Raw genomic sequence first — 15,276 nt, 5'->3', positions numbered from 1 at the left:
GTTTGAAAGGCTCAAATCTATAGATGTGGCACGCTGGGGCCGGGTCAAGCCGCCTTTGGATCAAGCGGCCCTTGGATCTAGCGGCCGGATCATGCGGCCGGATCATGCGGTTTGAGCGATGGCGCCCGGTCGGCGGTCCAGCGCACTACTGACCATCGTCAGAACCAAAGCACCGGCAACCAGACCTGCCCCCACCCATGGCGTCGCCTGCAGGCCGAGCGGCGAGGCGACCACCAGGCCGCCGATCCAGGCGCCGGCAGCAATGCCAAGGTTGAAGGCGGCGATGTTGAGTGCCGAGGCGACGTCGACGGCGCCGGGGCGGTGTTGCTTGGCAAGCTGCACGACATAGAGCTGCAGGCCGGGCACGTTGGCAAAGGACAGGAAGCCGAGGGCCGCAAGCGTGATCAGGGCAGGGATCGCCGAGACCGAGGTGAAGGTGAAGATCACCAGCACGGCGGCCTGCGCCGCAAACAGCCCGGTCAGCGCCTTCACCGGACTGCGGTCGGCAATGCGGCCGCCGATGATGTTGCCGGCCGCGATCGCCAGGCCGTAGAGCACGAGCACCAGGCTGACCGAAGAGGCGGCAAAGCCGGTGATTTCCTCAAGCATCGGCGCAAGGAAGGTGAAGGTGACGAAGGTGCCGCCATAGCCGAGTGCCGTCATGCCGAAGACGAGAAGCAAGCGCCCCGAGCCGAGCACGCGAACCTGGTCGAGAATGCTGGCCGGGGCCGCCTTGGACAGCGCGGACGGAAGAAGCACGCCAATCGCGGTGAGCGCGATGGCACCGAGGCCGGCAACCGCCCAGAAGGTGGCACGCCAACCGAAGGTCTGGCCGATGAAGGTGCCGAGCGGAACGCCGGTGACGATGGCGACCGTGAGCCCCGTGAACATCAGCGCGATGGCCGAGGCACGGCGGTTTGCCGGCACGAGATCGGCGGCAATGGTCGCGCCGACGGAGAAGAACACGCCGTGCGCGAAGGCGGTGAGGATGCGGGCGACCAGCAGCATCTGGTAGGAGGAGCTCAAGCCCGCCAGCGCGTTGCCGGCAATGAACAGCATCATCAGGCTAAGAAGCAGCGGCTTGCGCTCGATCCGGCCGGTCAACGCGGTGAGGATCGGCGCACCGAAGGTGACGCCGAGCGCATAGATCGACACGATCAGCCCGGCGAGGGGCAGCGTGATGCCGAGATCGACAGCAACCGTCGGTAACAGGCCGACAATGACGAATTCGGTGGTTCCGATCGCATAGGCGGCGATCGTCAGTGCATAGAGGGCAAGAGGCATGGGAACACCTTTGGTTGCCCGTGGGAGGCCGGGCGGGTTGGTGGCGGCACACAGGATCTCCGGGCCGTCGCTGGGTTTCGTTGGGCGGACTATGGGCCAAAGGCACTTGCGCGATAATTGTGATGAATGGATAAATACCTGTGAAACCAATTCACATGGAGCGGCGATGGATAACCGGGCAGGGGAAATGGAGGTTTTCGTCACGGCGGCGCAGCTGAAGAGCTTTTCCGCAGCCGGGCGGCGGCTGAAGCTGTCGCCGTCAGCCGTCAGCAAGCTCGTCACCCGCATCGAAGACCGGCTCGGCACGCGCCTTTTGGTGCGCACGACCCGCTCGCTGCTCCTGACGCCGGAAGGGGAAATCTACCTCAACCGGGCGCAACGCATCCTGGCAGACATCGCCGAGACCGAGCGGCTTGTCGCCGAGGGCGGCCAGGCAACGCCGCGCGGCCTGCTGCGCGTTAATGCTTCGGTCGGTTTCGGCGAATGCTACATCCTGCCGCTTGCCGGCGAATTCCTGGCGCTCTATCCGGAGGTCCGGCTCGAACTTTCGCTATCGGACAGCCTCATTGATCTGATCGAGGAGAGAACCGACGTGGCGATCCGCGTTGGTCCGATGCGCGATTCATCCCTGAAAGCGAGGAAGCTGCTCGACAGCCATCGCATCACCGTCGCCACGCCCGGCTATCTCGCGCGTCGCGGCGAGCCGAAGACGCCCGCTGATCTGGCCGGCCACAACTGCATCACGTTCGCCTTCGGCAGGACGCCCGGCGAATGGCCGTTCCGTGACCCCGGCGGCAGCTCGGTGTATCTGAGCCCGGTTTCGGGCAATGTGCAGGCGGCGAGCGGCTCGATTGCCCGCCATCTCTGCCTGCAGGGGCTCGGCATCGCCCGCATCGGCAAGTTCCACGTCGAGCGGGACCTCGAAAAAGGCGCTCTGGTCGAGGTGCTGAAGGACTACAACCCGATCGAGCCGGAACAGTTTTACGCGGTCTTTGCGGGCCACGAACATCTCGCGGCCCGCATCCGGGCGTTCATCGACTTTCTGGCCGAGCGGGTATGACGAAAAAGGCGGACGCCCACCGCCCGCCGGAGGTTCAATCGCCTATTCGGCAGCCTTCAGGGATGTGATGATCGCCTGGAGTTCGGGGCCATGCTGTTCCTGCATTCCCTTCGTACCCCAATAGGTAATGACCAGAAGCTTGCCCGCCTTCGGCGACAGGAACGAAAGGCCGACGCTGACGTCGCCATCATTGTCGCTACCTGACCAGTCGAGATTGGTCATCTCCATGCCGTTGAGCTTCTCGCTGCTTTCCTTCTGTGTCGACGCGTCGATCTTGACGCCATTCTTCTCAAGGAAGGCGACGGCATCTTCGACCACCTTGTCGCTCGTTTCGCCGTCGGCGACGTCGATGGAAATATAGATGGCGTTATCGTCCGATGTGGCGTCGATACCCGTCTCGGTCTCCTTCGGCCCCCAGTCGTCGGGGATCGTGATCGATGCGACGGGTGCATCGCTCGGAAAATTCAGGGTCGCGGCGTGCGAAATTGCCGGCAGGAATGCGGCGATGACGGCCGCGGCAAAGGTCTTTTTCATCAGGTGCTTCCTTAAGGGTTCAGCGTTTGATGCTGAAAAATGTCCGTTGTCAGTTTGGTTCGAAAAAAGCGCCTGGCTGAGCGCGGCTGCAGAGCATCGCAACGCCTCTTCCCGTCTCCCCAGAGCCCGGCAATCGTATGTTTCGCAGCCTTAGAAATACGTGAAACCCGTAAAGACATGCTCTCCAAATTTCGGTCAATTTGCGCCTTTCACGATGCATCTCGCTCATGGCTTGACTGGCAGGATGGCTCTGGCAATTTGACGCGGTACGATCCACCCCATGCTTCCTTGCCGATGCCGAGTCCCGACGACATGCCCAAGCTGCGAGAAATGTCCCTGACGCCCGATCTGGTGGCGCTCTGTCACCGCGACATTGTCGATCCCGGTCCTGACGGACGCTGGACCGCCATCAGCGATGAAGGCTATGGGGAACTCGCCGGACGGCTCGATCGGGAAAGCCTGGGGCAGCCGCTTTGGGTGTTCGCCTATGGCTCGCTAATCTGGAAGCCGGAGTTCGAGGCGATCGACAGGCAACGGGCGACCGCGTTCGGCTGGCATCGATCCTTCTGTCTGCACATCAATCGCTGGCGCGGCTCGCGCGAGCAGCCGGGGCTGATGATGGCGCTGGAGCGCGGCGGGCGGTGCGACGGCGTCATCTATCGTTTGCCGGACGGTGATCGCGTCGGGCAGATCGAGCGCATGCTGCGGCGGGAAGTCAGTTCTTTCGAGAATATCGATGCTGTCCAGTGGCTGCCGTTAAAATCCGAGAGCGGCCCCTGCCGGGCACTGGGGTTCTGGGTCGGGGCGACGGGCGAGCGCATCCTCTCCCGCCGGCCACTGGATGAGGTCGCAGGCATCCTTGCGCGCGCCTGCGGTCATCTCGGATCCTGCGCGGAATATCTCTACAACACCGTCTCTCATCTCGAGGATTTCGGCATTCGCGACCGCAATCTCTGGCGCCTGCAACAGCTTGTGGCCGACGAGATCAGGTCGATCCATCGATAAACCGACGCGTCGTCATTGTGGCGAGCTGGAGGGAGACGTCATGCCGAACAATCAATCCGACCTGCCTGTGTTGGCCTTTAGGACCGCCGGGGAATGGGAGAGTTGGCTTGCAAGCCAGCCCGTCTCCGCGAATGGGCTATGGCTCAAATTCGCAAAGAAGGCCTCTGGCGTGCCGAGTGTCTCGAAGCCGGAGGCCATCGACGTGGCCCTCTGCCATGGTTGGATCGACGGCCAGCTCAAGCCCTTCGACGAGAACTACTGGCTGATCCGGTTCACGCCGCGCCGGCCCAAAAGCAAGTGGTCGGCGATCAATTGCAAGCGGGCACAGGCGTTGATCAAGGAGGGCCGGATGGGTCCGACTGGGCTTGCGGAGATCGAAAAGGCCAAGGCGGACGGACGCTGGGAGGCGGCCTATGATTCCCAAGGTAACGCTACGGTGCCGAATGATCTGCAACAGGCACTCGATGAAAACGAAAGCGCAAAGAACCTGTTCGACACGTTGGATAGCGCTAACCGCTATGCCGTGCTCTACCGCGTCCAGACTGCGACGAAATCGGAAACACGCGAGCGGACCATCGAGAAACTGGTCGCCATGCTCGCCCGCGGCGAAACCATCCACCCGCGCAGAGGGAAGGTGTCGTAGCGTTTGATGCCGTCGCTTCAGTGCTCGGCGCGCTGCATACCGTGCGTCTTGACGATGGCGTCCGCTTCCTTGCCGTAGAGCTCCTCGAAATGATCGAAGGTCTTGGAAAAATAACCGATCCCTTGCGTCGCCGAGCGTAGCGCCCGGGCCAGTTCGTCGAGCGCGCCGCCGGGAACGAGAGCCCGGAAGATGTCCCATCCCTTGGCGGTTTCATCCCGGTCGAAACCGAGCACCTGCCCCTTGAGGGCGGAGACGATCTGCACGAGGTTGCCCGAATAGACCGACGGAATGTGGATTTCGCTGCGGAAGACCGGCTGCATCAAGACGGCCGATCCTTCCGACAACGCCTGCCGCACCCCCATTTTCGCCGCCGTCCGGAAAGCATATTCCGAACTGTCGACGGTGTGGTGCTGCCCATCGGTCAGCGTCACGCCGACATCGATGACCTGGAAGCCGAGCGGGCCTTTGTCCATCGCCTCGCGCGCGCCCGCTTCGACGGCCGGGATGTAATTGCGCGGAACGACGCCACCCTTGACGGTTTCACCGAAGGTGAACCCCTGGCCGCGCCCGTTGGGATGGATGCTCAGTTTCACGTCCGCGAATTGCCCGGCGCCGCCGGTCTGCTTGCGATGGCGGTAGTGAACCTCCGATGGTTTCGATATCGTCTCGCGGTAGATCGGGCTGGGTGTCCGGTCGGTGACGGCGATGTGAAACACGTCGGACAGGGTCCGGCAGAGATCGCGCAGGTGCACCGGTCCCTGGGCGCAGACGAGCTGGGCACCGGTCCCTTCCTCCTGGCGGACTTTGAGGCCGCGGTCCGCCTCGGAAAGCTTTGCCAGTGTTTCGGAGAGCTTGTTCTCGTCCCGTTCGCTGCCCGGCACGAGGATTCTTTCCAGCATCGGCGTCGGTGGTTCCGTCCACTCCGGTGCGGCCACAGCCGCGTCGGAGGTCAGAAGCGATGGAACGGGCAGGTGGTCGGACTTGACGGTTGCGAAAACCTCCCCCGGCGCTGGCAAGACGACCGAGTTGGACCGGCCGTTTGCAGGATCCTGCACAGCGCCCAGACTGGCGCCGCCCAGTGATACGCCTTGCCTCAAGCCCTCGCCAAGGGCGCGCACGAGCACCGTCTTGCCGACATTCTGACGATGGTAGGCGTGGAAGCTCACGGCCGTCAGCTTGCCTTCGTCGACAGTTCCGGCGCTGGCAAGGCGCTTGCGAAGCATGTCGATAGGCGGCGCCTCATGGCGCAACGCCTTCATCAGCCGCATCATGCCGTTGCCATGGCTTGCGGCACCGATCAGCACCGGGATGATCCGGTTTTCCTTCAGGACCCGCGAGGAGATGGCGTAGAGTGCGTCACTTTGCGGCTCGCGGTCTTCGATCAGTTCCTCAAGAAGCCAGTCATCGAATTCGGACAGGTGTTCCAGGAGTTCGGTACGCGCCTCGCTTTCGCGCTCCGCTGCACTTTCGGGGATAGCGATCAGCGCCGACGTCTGGCCTTCCCGGTAGCGCCATGCCCGTTCCGAAATCAGGTCGCAACTGCCAACGATCCTGTCATCTTCGCGGATCGGAATCTGGCGAAGGAGAAGTGTGTGGCCGGCATAGTCCTGGAGCGCCGCGATCACGTCCCTGAGCCGCCCCCTCGGCTCATCCATGCGGTTGACGAAAAGGATGCACGGCGTCCCCGAGGCTTCGATCACCCGCAGATAGGGCGCCGCGAGCACGGCCTCGTCGGGCGCTGGCGAAACGCATAGGATGCAGGCGTCGCTGGCAAGAAGCGCATGCTGCGCATGCACCAGCGCTTCGTTTCCCCCGGGCGCATCGAGCGCACACCACGCTTCGTTTCCGAAACTGAATTCCGTCAGGTTCAATCCATAGGGGGAATTGGATTTTCTCGGCGCTCCCTCCAACGAGCCGAGCTTCTCCACGATCGTCGATTTTCCGGTTTGCGAGGGTCCAAGTACAGTAAAGCAGCGCATGGGCGGTCCTCCACCTGCCATAACTACAATTCTCGGCCCTCACAGGATGCCCTGATACGGCCCGCCGCGCCAGAGGGACAATTTTTCTTATTGGTTAAAGCGCGACACCTACCGCCTGACCGCGACGAGAAACAGCCTCGGGAATTTCAAAAGCACATGACCGTCCGCGAGCGGCGGATAGACTTCCCGGATCCGTCGGAGATAGGCGGCAAGATAGGCCTCACGCACATCAGGCGGCAGAACGTCGAGATAGGGGCGCAGACCGGTGCCCTTCACCCATTCGACGATCGCTTCGGCATCGGCGAGGCGATGATAATAGATCGTGTGCCAGACATCGATCTTGATCGACTTCGGCGCCAGCCGGTCGAGATAGACGGCGGGGGCGGCAAGGGCGTTGCGGCGCCCGCGGTTGACGTAGAATTCGCAAAAGCGGCGATCGTCGGCCAGTTCCCGCATCAAGGCATGCGCCGGTTCGTCGAGATTGTCCGGCATCTGCACGGCAAGCGTGCCGCCGGGGACCAGGTCATCCATCAGCCGGTCGAAGACATCAAGGTGGTCCGGCAGCCAGTGGAAGACGGCGTTGGCGAAGAACAGCGCGGCCGGTTCGCGCGGTGTCCATCGCGCCAGATCGCCTTTTTCGAAGCGGGTATGGGTCATCCGCTTTCGCGCTGCCGCCAGCATGTTCTCGTCGGCGTCGACGCCGGTCAGCAAATAGGCTGGAAAGCGGTCCTGGACGAGCTCGGTCGAATTGCCGGGCCCGCAGCCGAGATCGTAGAGGGCCCCCTCGGGCAGATTGGGCACGTGTCCCAGAAGGTCGCGCGCCGGCCAGGTGCGTTCGTCCTCGAATTTCATGTATTGTTCGGCGGACCAGGCCATCGGCTGTCTCCTCTGGCGCTAACGCATGTTGCCCAAGTCTGCGGCGGTTTTGGGGTCACGGACATGCGCAAGACAAAAATAAAATGCGCCTTGCGCCTTTAAAGGCTTTCCAGCGACGGCAGGATCAGCGCCGGACCGAAATCGGCATATTCGTCGGGCATGTCGCCGCGATTGATCCAGACGGTGCGGAAGCCGAATTTGGTGGCGCCCGCAACGTCCCAGCGGTTGGAAGATTGGAACGAGACGGCGTTCGGATAGAGCCGGTAAGTGGTCGTCACCATGTCGTAGACCGCGGGCGAGGTCTTGAACGCCCGCACCGTCTCGACAGAGAAGATGTCGTCGATGATAAGGTCGAGGCCGGCCTTCTTGACCGCCGATTGCAGCATCTGCGGCGTGCCGTTCGACAGGATGGCGATGCGCGCCCCGCGATGCTTCAGGTTCTTCAGCACGGCCGGCACTTCCGGATAGCAGTCGAGATGCCAGTAGGCGTCGAGCAGTGCGGCCCTAAGCTTGCGGTCAGCCGAGGGAAACCGGGCAAAAGCGTAGTCCAGCGACTGTTCTGTCAACGTCCAGAAATCGGTGTGCGTGCCCATCAGGGTGCGGATCCAGGAATATTCGAGCTGCTTGGCGCGCCAGAGATCGGAAAACGCCTGGCCGTCCGGCCCCATCGCGCCCGCATGTTTGCGCACGGCCGCGTGGACGTCGAACAGTGTGCCATAGGCATCAAAGACATAGGCCGCATGAGACATCAAAACCTCCCGTCATTCCCTTCGCGCCGGTCCCTTTCAAGATGTGAAAGAGGCGGCAGCACCCTGATCGCCGCTTGCATACGGTTCTTTGCCGGGATCATGTCAAAAATTTGTGCATTGCACAATCATTCTGATGTCAATCATTCTGACGAAGTGGATCAACCTGATGACGAGGTGGATCTCTTTGCGGGCTTCCACACCTTGGCCGGAAACCGCAGCGCCTGCTTGGCCAGGCGCCCCTTGAGCCCGAGCGCCGTGTCGCAGAGGCCGGTCACATGCCGGTTCGGCTTTGCTTCCGGCCTTAAGCCATGCAGCGCCGCCGCGGCCTCCTCGGGCTCCATGTAGCGGGCAAGAATGCCGAGCGTCAAAGCCGTCGAGCGGCCGATGCCGCGCAGGCAGTGGATCAAGAGATGCGCATCCTCCGGCAGCCCGTCGATGAAGGCGAAGGTCCGCTCAATCGCGTCTGGCCGCGCCGCATCCGGCTCGTCCGGATCGGTGACATCGCCAAACAGCAATTCCAGATGCCGCTCAGCCGGCAGGTCGATCATCGACAGAAGCTTGGTTCCCGGCGCCCGGATCGAGATCAGGTGGCTCGGCGCCCAGGGCGCGCGATTGTGCCGCGCCTCGGTCTGCGACGCGACGATCAGCCTGATCGGCCAGCCATTCGGATGGGGCGGATTGGTGTCGAGCAAGGGTGTGTAAAGCGCATCCGCCTGCCTCTCAGCCGCCCGCCTTTCAACTGCAAGTGCCATGGTCGCCTCGTTGATTCCGTTGCCCATATGAAAATAGCGGCGCGTGCGGGAAGGGGAAAGCGAAAAAACCGGATCATCGCGCAAGGGTAGTGGGCTGCGGGGTCGTCATCCACCGAAGCGGATACGCGACGGCGTCCCTGGTATGGCAAATTGCGCATTGCAATAATTCTGTTGTGCATTGCAATATGCATGCTCTCCGCTATTGTGACGGGATGATGACAGGTAAGTTTTTCAAGTGGCTGGCATGGGCCGTGCTGGCGGCCCTGGTGTTTGTGACCGTCTCGCCCATCGGGCTTCGCCCTCAAACGATAATGACGGTCGGCTTGGATCGCGGGTTCGCGTTTTTCCTGGCAGGCGCGGTCTTTGCCGTCGCCTACCCCAAGAGATGGATGTCGCTGGCGCTGTTTCTCGTCGCCTCGTCGTTCGCAATTGAAATACTGCAGGAACTCTCCCCGACCCGGCATGCGCGTTTCGACGACGCCCTGGTCAAGGCCGTGGGGGCCGTGACCGGCATCCTCGCCGGCAAGATCGCTTTGACCGTTCGGCGCGGCATTCTTTCGCGCCGGCCCTTTGGCCAGGTCCTGCCCCCGGCTGAGATGGCGGCAAGCACGCCTTCAAAATAGCGTTCGCCTGTAGAGCCCGTCGATCGGGGACATGCACGCCGTCTGGTGATCTCGCGCGCCGCCGACATTGCGGACGTTTTGCCGCTTGCAAGATCGCCAGCCCGATTTAAAAAGGATGGCGACAGGGGAGCATGGCATTCATTGACGCACGTAGTCGAGACGTTCATCACGCGCTGGCAGGGGCAGGAAGGCGGGCAGGAGCGGGCGAACTACGCGCTGTTCCAATACTCTAGAGAACATACTGCGTCAGCCACCAAAGCCGAGGTGATAGAGGGTTTTCTTGTCGAAATAGTCAGGCTCAATCATTTGCTTGTATTCGAGAATGAGCCCAGATCGATCATATCGAAGGCGAATGCAGGGTACCGTATCAGTCCCCGACCAAGGCGCCTCCAGCCTGTCTTCACGCGCCATATCGCTGGCTATCTGCCGCCTTACCGTCCGCTGGCTGCGCCCGGACTATCAGATCCCCCGCTTCGGCTCGGAAAAGGAAAAGGCTAAGCAGCTGGAAGCCGATTTCGGCATCGCCGCGCAACCGACCGAAAAGGCCGGCCCCAAGCCCGCCTTCCCGCCTGACGATATCGCCCAGACGGGCCTCGTCATGAACGGGCTCATCTCGTCGGGCGCAGCGCTTGATGCCGGCACCATCGCTTCCTCCTTCAAGCAGGGCCGCAAGGTCATGCCCGCCGTCTCCAGCGTGCTCGTCTCGCTTTACCGCATGGGCCTGATCTCGACCGCCGACGGCGGCAAGACCTTCGCGTATCGCCGGGCGGCGTAATTTACCCCGGCAGACCGGTCTGCGGCTTGCTCCCTCTTCTCCCCAGCGGGGAGAAGGTGGCCCGCAAGGCCAGATGAGGGGGGCGGCTGGCGCCGAAATCGCTTAAGAAAACCCCCTCATCGCCTCGCATGCGCTCGGCACTTCTCCCCGCCGGGGAGAAGAGGGAGATTTGTCGTAAATCGCCTTCGATCCATCGACCCGACGTCTGCGCGCCGTGGACACGGCGCACTTCAGAAATAGGGGAAATCAATTGCTGTGACCGGCGCTCTGGAAAGGCGGGAAAAACCTCACTTCTTTTTCTTTTTCGCGGCGGCCTTTTTGACCGGCTTTGCCGCGATGGGCTCCTGTGCGAGCCGCAAGGCTTTCAGCATGGCTGTCTTCTTGTTTCGCGCCACCAGTTCCGCCTTGATGATTGCAAGGGCGGCCGCGGAGGTTTCGTCCTGGCTGCGTCGCACCGAGACCTTGCCGGGAGCCTTGATGTCGGTTTTATCGGTCAATCCATGAACTCGCTTTGCAATGCTGATGGCAGGGAGAGGAGATTGCTCTCCGCCGCCGTTAAAAGACCGCGAGGTATTTCAACAGCGACACAATGCCGATGATGATCACGACGATCTGGACGAGCTGCTTGATCCGGCCGTCGATCGGCAGCCGTTCGACAAGATAGAGGACAAGCACAATGACGAGAACCGTGACCACAAGACTGATCAGCATGGATAATGCCATTTATCACACTCCATGAGCAACGACGCGTTGCAACCACCATGGTTAAATAGGGAGCTTCGCGCCGAATGTAAGCCGTGAAGGCCGCATTGGCCGCCGGGGACCATACACGCCGCCCGATAGCCCGCTCTGCCCTTTGAGCTAAAACTGCGTGATCACGCTGATCCCCAGATCCTGCGCCGTGTCCATCGTCATCAGCGCCGGCACCGCCTCTTCGAGGCTGATGTGGCGGCCGATCAGTTTTTGCGGGTTGAGCTTGCCGGTTTCGAGCATCGCCATCATCGCCTCATAGCGCCAGGCCTGCATGCCGTGGCTGCCGTAGATTTCGAGTTCGTGGCCGATCACCTGCGCCATCGGGATCTGCGGCGCCGCATGTTCGCCGAGCATCAGGCCGACCTGAACATGGCGGCCGCGGCGGCGGAGATTCTTGATCGAGTTGAAGCAGGTGACCGGCGAGCCGAGCGCGTCGATCGAGACATGCGCGCCGCCCTTGGTGATCTCGCGCACCGCCTCAGCGATATCGCCGGTGACGCTGCCGTCGATGGTGGCGACGGCGCCGACCTCGCGGGCGAAGGAAAGCTTCGTCTCGGAAATGTCGATGCCGATGACATTGGCGCCGAGCGCAGACGCAATCATGATCGCCGACAGGCCGACGCCGCCGCAGCCATGCACAGCCACCCACTCGCCGCCGCGCACCCGGCCCTGGTCGACGATGGCGCGGAACGAGGTGGCAAAGCGACAGCCAAGGCTGGCGGCCGTGGCGTAATCGAGGTTTTCGGGCAGGTGCACGAGGTTCTGGTCGGCAAAGTCGATCGCGACATATTCGGCGAACGAGCCCCAATGGGTAAAGCCGGGCTGGAACTGGTTGGGGCAAACCTGGGCGTTGCCGGAATGACACTCGCCGCAGCGGCCGCAGCCGGAGACGAAGGGAACGGTCACCCGGTCGCCAACCTTGTAGCGCAGCACTTGCCTGCCGGTGGCGGCAACGGTGCCGGCCAGTTCGTGGCCCGGCACATGCGGCAGGGCGATGTCCGGGTCATGCCCCATCCAGCCATGCCAGTCGCTGCGGCAAAGCCCGGTCGCCTCGACCTTGATGACGACGCCGTCCTTGCTCGGTGTCGGGTCGGGCAGCATGCGGATATCGGGCGTCGTGCCGAAGGCGTCGTAATACATGGCTTTCATCGGATGGTCCTTTGTGCTTTGGGCGGCAGCCGTAGTCGTTCCTATCTCCCCCTCGGTGGGGGAGAAAGCAATTTCAGCATCTTAGCTTTAGCTAAGTGCTAGAAATTGCAAGAGAGGGGGTTGGTCCGGGAAACAGAGATATCCCCTCACCAGCAAAATCTAACACTTAGCCTACGGCTAAGATGTTGATTTTGCGTCCTCTCCCACAAGGGGAGAGGTATGCGTTGCGCTCCATTGCCTGACATGACTTTTTTTGATGTACCTATTTACCCCACTTCTCGATTTTCCGGCTATTGCGGATATCAGACAAAAACAGGAGACCGTCATGGCCGTCGATACATCCCCGCGCAGCACCACCTGGACCTATGTCGATGGCGAATGGCTTTCCGGCAATCCGCCGCTGATCGGCCCGGCCTCGCATGCCATGTGGCTCGGCTCGACCGTGTTCGACGGCGCCCGCTGGTTCGACGGCATCGCGCCCGATCTCGACCTGCATTGCCAGCGCGTCAACCGCTCGGCGCTGGCGCTCGGCCTCAAGCCCGTGGTGACCGCCGAGGATATCGAAAACCTTGCCTGGGAGGGTTGCAAGAAATTCGATGGCAAGACCGCCCTCTATATCAAGCCGATGTACTGGGCCGAGCACGGCTCGTCCGGCAGCGTTGTCGCCGCCGATCCGGAATCGACCCGCTTTGCGCTCTGCCTGTTCGAGGCTCCGATGGGCAACGGTCATGGCGGCTCCTCGCTTACCGTTTCGCCTTTCCGCCGGCCGACGATGGAATGCATGCCGACGGACGCCAAGGCCGGCTGCCTCTATCCCAACAACGGCCGCATCATCCGCGAGGCGCAATCGCGCGGTTTCGACAATGCGCTGGTGCGCGACATGCTCGGCAACATCGCCGAAACCGGCTCCTCCAACGTCTTCATGGTGAAAGACGGCGTCGTCTTTACCCCGGCCGCCAACAAGACCTTCCTTGCCGGCATCACCCGCCTGCGCGTCATGGGGCTGTTGCGTGACGCCGGCTTTGAGGTAGTCGAGACGACGATGACCGTCTCCGATTTCGAAACCGCCGACGAAATCTTCACCACCGGCAACTATTCCAAGGTCCTGCCCGTCACCCGCCTCGAAGACCGCGACCTGCAATCCGGCCCGATCGCCGCCAAGGCGAAGGATGCCTATATGGACTGGGCGCATTCGACAGGCCGGCAGGATTTGTAAGGACGCTGCAGATCAGCCATCCGCCCGGAAAGCGGATGGCTCTTGGCGGCAGGACAAGGGGGGTGTTTTGCCCCTTTAACAAGCCTCTAATTGATCAGGTCGATGCGGATGCCAAACCTAATTAGGTTGTGGCCTCGACTGCGACCGTCTCTGCACTCGATATAGCCCGATCAGGTGGTGGCGTCGGTGCTAGTTGGGTTGTGGATGATTTCCCACAGGTGTCCGTCGAGGTCGCGGAAGTAGCCGGAGTAGATGCCCCAGGGCCGGTCGTGTAGGGCGGTGACGGGCGCCCCCGCCGCCCTGGCATTGGCCAAGAGCGCGTCCACCTCGTCGCGAGTCGCGACAATGTGACCGAGACTGAACTCGCCGCTCTGCGCTGGCCCCTGCGTGATGCCTGCGTCTTTCGCGAGTTCGCTGCGCGGATAGAGGGCGAGGATCTGCCCCCCGTTGAGGCGGAACATGACTACTGCCCCCGCGGGGTGAGTGTCGTCGCCAGCGAATTCGGTTGCTGTCACACCGGGCGACTCGAGCCCAAGCGCCCGGTAGAAGGCAAGCGCCCGCTCTAAGTTCTCTACGGCCAGCGTGATCACGTCGATCTGAGGTTTCATTGGTCCTCCTTTCGCGGATCTCATACCCTTGCATGATAGCACGGCCGTTAGTCTTCGGCACGGTCGTGAGCACGCGGGAATCGGGCCGCGGCGAATTTCTAAGACAGGCGATCCGATCCCCGCCTGGCCCTCGCGCTGAGTGAGCTCGCTGCGTCAATGTTCCGGTCATACCTTCCGGCAATTTCAACATTTTTGAATTATGCACCGGATCGGACTTCCGCTTTGCGCCGTGGAACGAACCCGCTGCGCGGGAGGGCGCCCGCAGTTGAGGTAGAGATCAACAACCGGTCGTGGCGCATGCATTGAGCGTCGTTCGGTGTGAGCAGACCATGACGGGCTTCTTCAACAAGGAGCCTGACCATGTCCCATTCAGTTCTTGATGCACCCATCAGCCCGCTGCGCCAGAGGCTGATCGACGACATGAACATGCGGCGTTTCTCACGGGAGACACAGCGCAACTATCTCCGCGATATCGGGCGCCTGGCGACGTTCCTTGGGCGCTCACCAGGCACAGCGACCTCCGACGACCTGCGCCGGTTCCAGATCGAGCAGCAGAAGGACGGCGTTCCCGTGCCGACCATGAACAGCATCGTGTCGGCGCTACGCTTCTTCTTCACTCATACGGTTGATCGTCCCGATCTGGCGCGCAAGCTCGTTCGACTGGCGCACCCACGCACGCTGCCAGTAGTGCTCAGCCGCGACGAGGTTGCCCGCCTCCTAAACGCCACCACCTGCCTGAAACACCAGGCCGCATTGTCAGTCGCCTATGGTGCGGGTCTTCGCGTCGCCGAAGTGTCGATGCTGAAGGTCGCCGACATTGACAGTGAGCGCATGCTGCTCAGGGTCGAGCGCGGCAAGGGCGGCCGGTATCGCAACGCCATGCTGTCGCAAGACCTGCTCTTATTGCTGCGCCAGTGGTGGCGGGTCGGGCGGCAGCAGGGCGTGATGCACCGCGATGGCTGGCTGTTCCCCGGACAGCACGCGATGAAGCCGATCAGCACGCGGCAGCTCTATCGCATCGTCGTTGAGGCGGCCCAGGCCGCCGACATCGCCAAGCGGGTCGGGCCGCATACGCTGCGCCACAGCTTCGCCACCCACCTGCTGGAGGACGGCACGGACATCCGGATCATCCAGGTCCTGCTCGGGCACGCCAAGCTGAACAACACCGCTTTCTATACCAAGGTCGCGACCCGCACGGTGCGAACGGTGACAAGCCCGCTCGACAAGCTCGGCCTGTTCAAGCGGGGAGAGATATCGCCCGACGGCTGAG

At 62.3% G+C, this 15,276-nt stretch carries 17 protein-coding genes; 7 read left to right on the top strand and 10 right to left on the bottom strand.

What is annotated here, in order from left to right; translation table 11 throughout:
• Positions 1 to 102: 102 nt before the first annotated feature.
• Positions 103 to 1,284, bottom strand: coding sequence for an MFS transporter (locus ACSQ2Z_RS16475; protein ID WP_436082174.1), 1,182 nt, complete (start codon positions 1,282 to 1,284; stop codon positions 103 to 105).
• A gap of 166 nt (positions 1,285 to 1,450) precedes the next feature.
• On the opposite strand from ACSQ2Z_RS16475, the gene ACSQ2Z_RS16470 reads away from it, so the two are divergent.
• The gene (locus tag ACSQ2Z_RS16470) at positions 1,451 to 2,344 is read left to right on the top strand and encodes a LysR family transcriptional regulator (RefSeq protein ID WP_436082173.1); all 894 of its coding nucleotides are present in this window, start codon (positions 1,451 to 1,453) and stop codon (positions 2,342 to 2,344) included.
• 42 nt (positions 2,345 to 2,386) lie between these two features.
• On the opposite strand, the gene ACSQ2Z_RS16465 is transcribed toward ACSQ2Z_RS16470, so the two are convergent.
• On the bottom strand, positions 2,387 to 2,878 hold the full coding sequence (locus ACSQ2Z_RS16465) for a histidine kinase (RefSeq protein ID WP_436082172.1): 492 nt from the start codon (positions 2,876 to 2,878) through the stop codon (positions 2,387 to 2,389).
• Between the two features lie 312 nt (positions 2,879 to 3,190).
• Between ACSQ2Z_RS16465 and ACSQ2Z_RS16460 the strand changes: the two genes are divergently transcribed.
• Together ACSQ2Z_RS16460 and ACSQ2Z_RS16455 are read left to right on the top strand one after the other, a co-directional pair.
• Positions 3,191 to 3,883: a gamma-glutamylcyclotransferase gene (locus tag ACSQ2Z_RS16460; RefSeq protein WP_436082171.1), complete on the top strand. Its 693-nt coding sequence runs from the start codon at positions 3,191 to 3,193 to the stop codon at positions 3,881 to 3,883.
• Positions 3,884 to 3,923: 40 nt separating this feature from the next.
• Positions 3,924 to 4,526 (top strand): YdeI/OmpD-associated family protein, encoded by a 603-nt coding sequence (locus ACSQ2Z_RS16455; RefSeq protein ID WP_436082170.1) that lies wholly within the window; start codon positions 3,924 to 3,926, stop codon positions 4,524 to 4,526.
• Positions 4,527 to 4,543: 17 nt separating this feature from the next.
• Here ACSQ2Z_RS16455 and ACSQ2Z_RS16450 read toward each other — a convergent pair whose 3' ends face one another.
• The 4 genes from ACSQ2Z_RS16450 to ACSQ2Z_RS16435 all read right to left on the bottom strand — a co-directional run bounded on the left by ACSQ2Z_RS16450 (position 4,544) and on the right by ACSQ2Z_RS16435 (position 8,882).
• A complete protein-coding gene (locus ACSQ2Z_RS16450) occupies positions 4,544 to 6,505 on the bottom strand; it encodes an elongation factor G (RefSeq protein ID WP_436082169.1) in 1,962 nt (653 codons plus the stop codon).
• 108 nt (positions 6,506 to 6,613) lie between these two features.
• Entirely contained in the window at positions 6,614 to 7,381 is a 768-nt protein-coding gene (gene tam, locus ACSQ2Z_RS16445) for a trans-aconitate 2-methyltransferase (protein WP_436082168.1), read from the bottom strand.
• A gap of 98 nt (positions 7,382 to 7,479) precedes the next feature.
• Positions 7,480 to 8,130, bottom strand: a complete 651-nt coding sequence (locus ACSQ2Z_RS16440) for a haloacid dehalogenase type II (protein WP_436082167.1) — start codon at positions 8,128 to 8,130, stop codon at positions 7,480 to 7,482.
• Positions 8,131 to 8,288: 158 nt separating this feature from the next.
• On the bottom strand, positions 8,289 to 8,882 hold the full coding sequence (locus ACSQ2Z_RS16435) for a phosphatase (protein ID WP_436082166.1): 594 nt from the start codon (positions 8,880 to 8,882) through the stop codon (positions 8,289 to 8,291).
• 251 nt (positions 8,883 to 9,133) lie between these two features.
• Here ACSQ2Z_RS16435 and ACSQ2Z_RS16430 point away from each other — a divergent pair, with 251 nt between their 5' ends.
• Positions 9,134 to 9,505, top strand: coding sequence for a VanZ family protein (locus ACSQ2Z_RS16430; protein WP_436082165.1), 372 nt, complete (start codon positions 9,134 to 9,136; stop codon positions 9,503 to 9,505).
• A gap of 352 nt (positions 9,506 to 9,857) precedes the next feature.
• The gene (locus ACSQ2Z_RS16425; protein WP_436082164.1) at positions 9,858 to 10,280 is read left to right on the top strand and encodes a hypothetical protein; all 423 of its coding nucleotides are present in this window, start codon (positions 9,858 to 9,860) and stop codon (positions 10,278 to 10,280) included.
• 287 nt (positions 10,281 to 10,567) lie between these two features.
• Here ACSQ2Z_RS16425 and ACSQ2Z_RS16420 read toward each other — a convergent pair whose 3' ends face one another.
• From ACSQ2Z_RS16420 to ACSQ2Z_RS16410, 3 genes are all read right to left on the bottom strand, one after another.
• Positions 10,568 to 10,777, bottom strand: a complete 210-nt coding sequence (locus ACSQ2Z_RS16420; RefSeq protein WP_436082163.1) for a hypothetical protein — start codon at positions 10,775 to 10,777, stop codon at positions 10,568 to 10,570.
• A 58-nt stretch (positions 10,778 to 10,835) separates the two neighbouring features.
• A complete protein-coding gene (locus ACSQ2Z_RS16415) occupies positions 10,836 to 11,003 on the bottom strand; it encodes a Thivi_2564 family membrane protein (RefSeq protein WP_436082162.1) in 168 nt (55 codons plus the stop codon).
• A 138-nt stretch (positions 11,004 to 11,141) separates the two neighbouring features.
• Complete coding sequence (locus tag ACSQ2Z_RS16410; RefSeq protein WP_436082161.1) at positions 11,142 to 12,182, bottom strand: zinc-dependent alcohol dehydrogenase family protein; 1,041 nt, start codon at positions 12,180 to 12,182, stop codon at positions 11,142 to 11,144.
• A gap of 325 nt (positions 12,183 to 12,507) precedes the next feature.
• Here ACSQ2Z_RS16410 and ACSQ2Z_RS16405 point away from each other — a divergent pair, with 325 nt between their 5' ends.
• On the top strand, positions 12,508 to 13,398 hold the full coding sequence (locus ACSQ2Z_RS16405; protein WP_436082160.1) for a branched-chain amino acid aminotransferase: 891 nt from the start codon (positions 12,508 to 12,510) through the stop codon (positions 13,396 to 13,398).
• Between the two features lie 170 nt (positions 13,399 to 13,568).
• On the opposite strand, the gene ACSQ2Z_RS16400 is transcribed toward ACSQ2Z_RS16405, so the two are convergent.
• Positions 13,569 to 14,006: a VOC family protein gene (locus ACSQ2Z_RS16400; protein WP_436082159.1), complete on the bottom strand. Its 438-nt coding sequence runs from the start codon at positions 14,004 to 14,006 to the stop codon at positions 13,569 to 13,571.
• A 360-nt stretch (positions 14,007 to 14,366) separates the two neighbouring features.
• On the opposite strand from ACSQ2Z_RS16400, the gene ACSQ2Z_RS16395 reads away from it, so the two are divergent.
• Entirely contained in the window at positions 14,367 to 15,275 is a 909-nt protein-coding gene (locus ACSQ2Z_RS16395) for a tyrosine-type recombinase/integrase (RefSeq protein WP_436081267.1), read from the top strand.
• Position 15,276 lies beyond the last annotated feature (1 nt).

Source organism: Pararhizobium sp. LjRoot235 (assembly GCF_964254145.1).
Lineage (GTDB): Bacteria > Pseudomonadota > Alphaproteobacteria > Rhizobiales > Rhizobiaceae > Pararhizobium.
The sequence above is the reverse complement of the archived record's forward strand: the minus strand, read 5'-3'. Positions and strand labels throughout refer to the sequence as shown.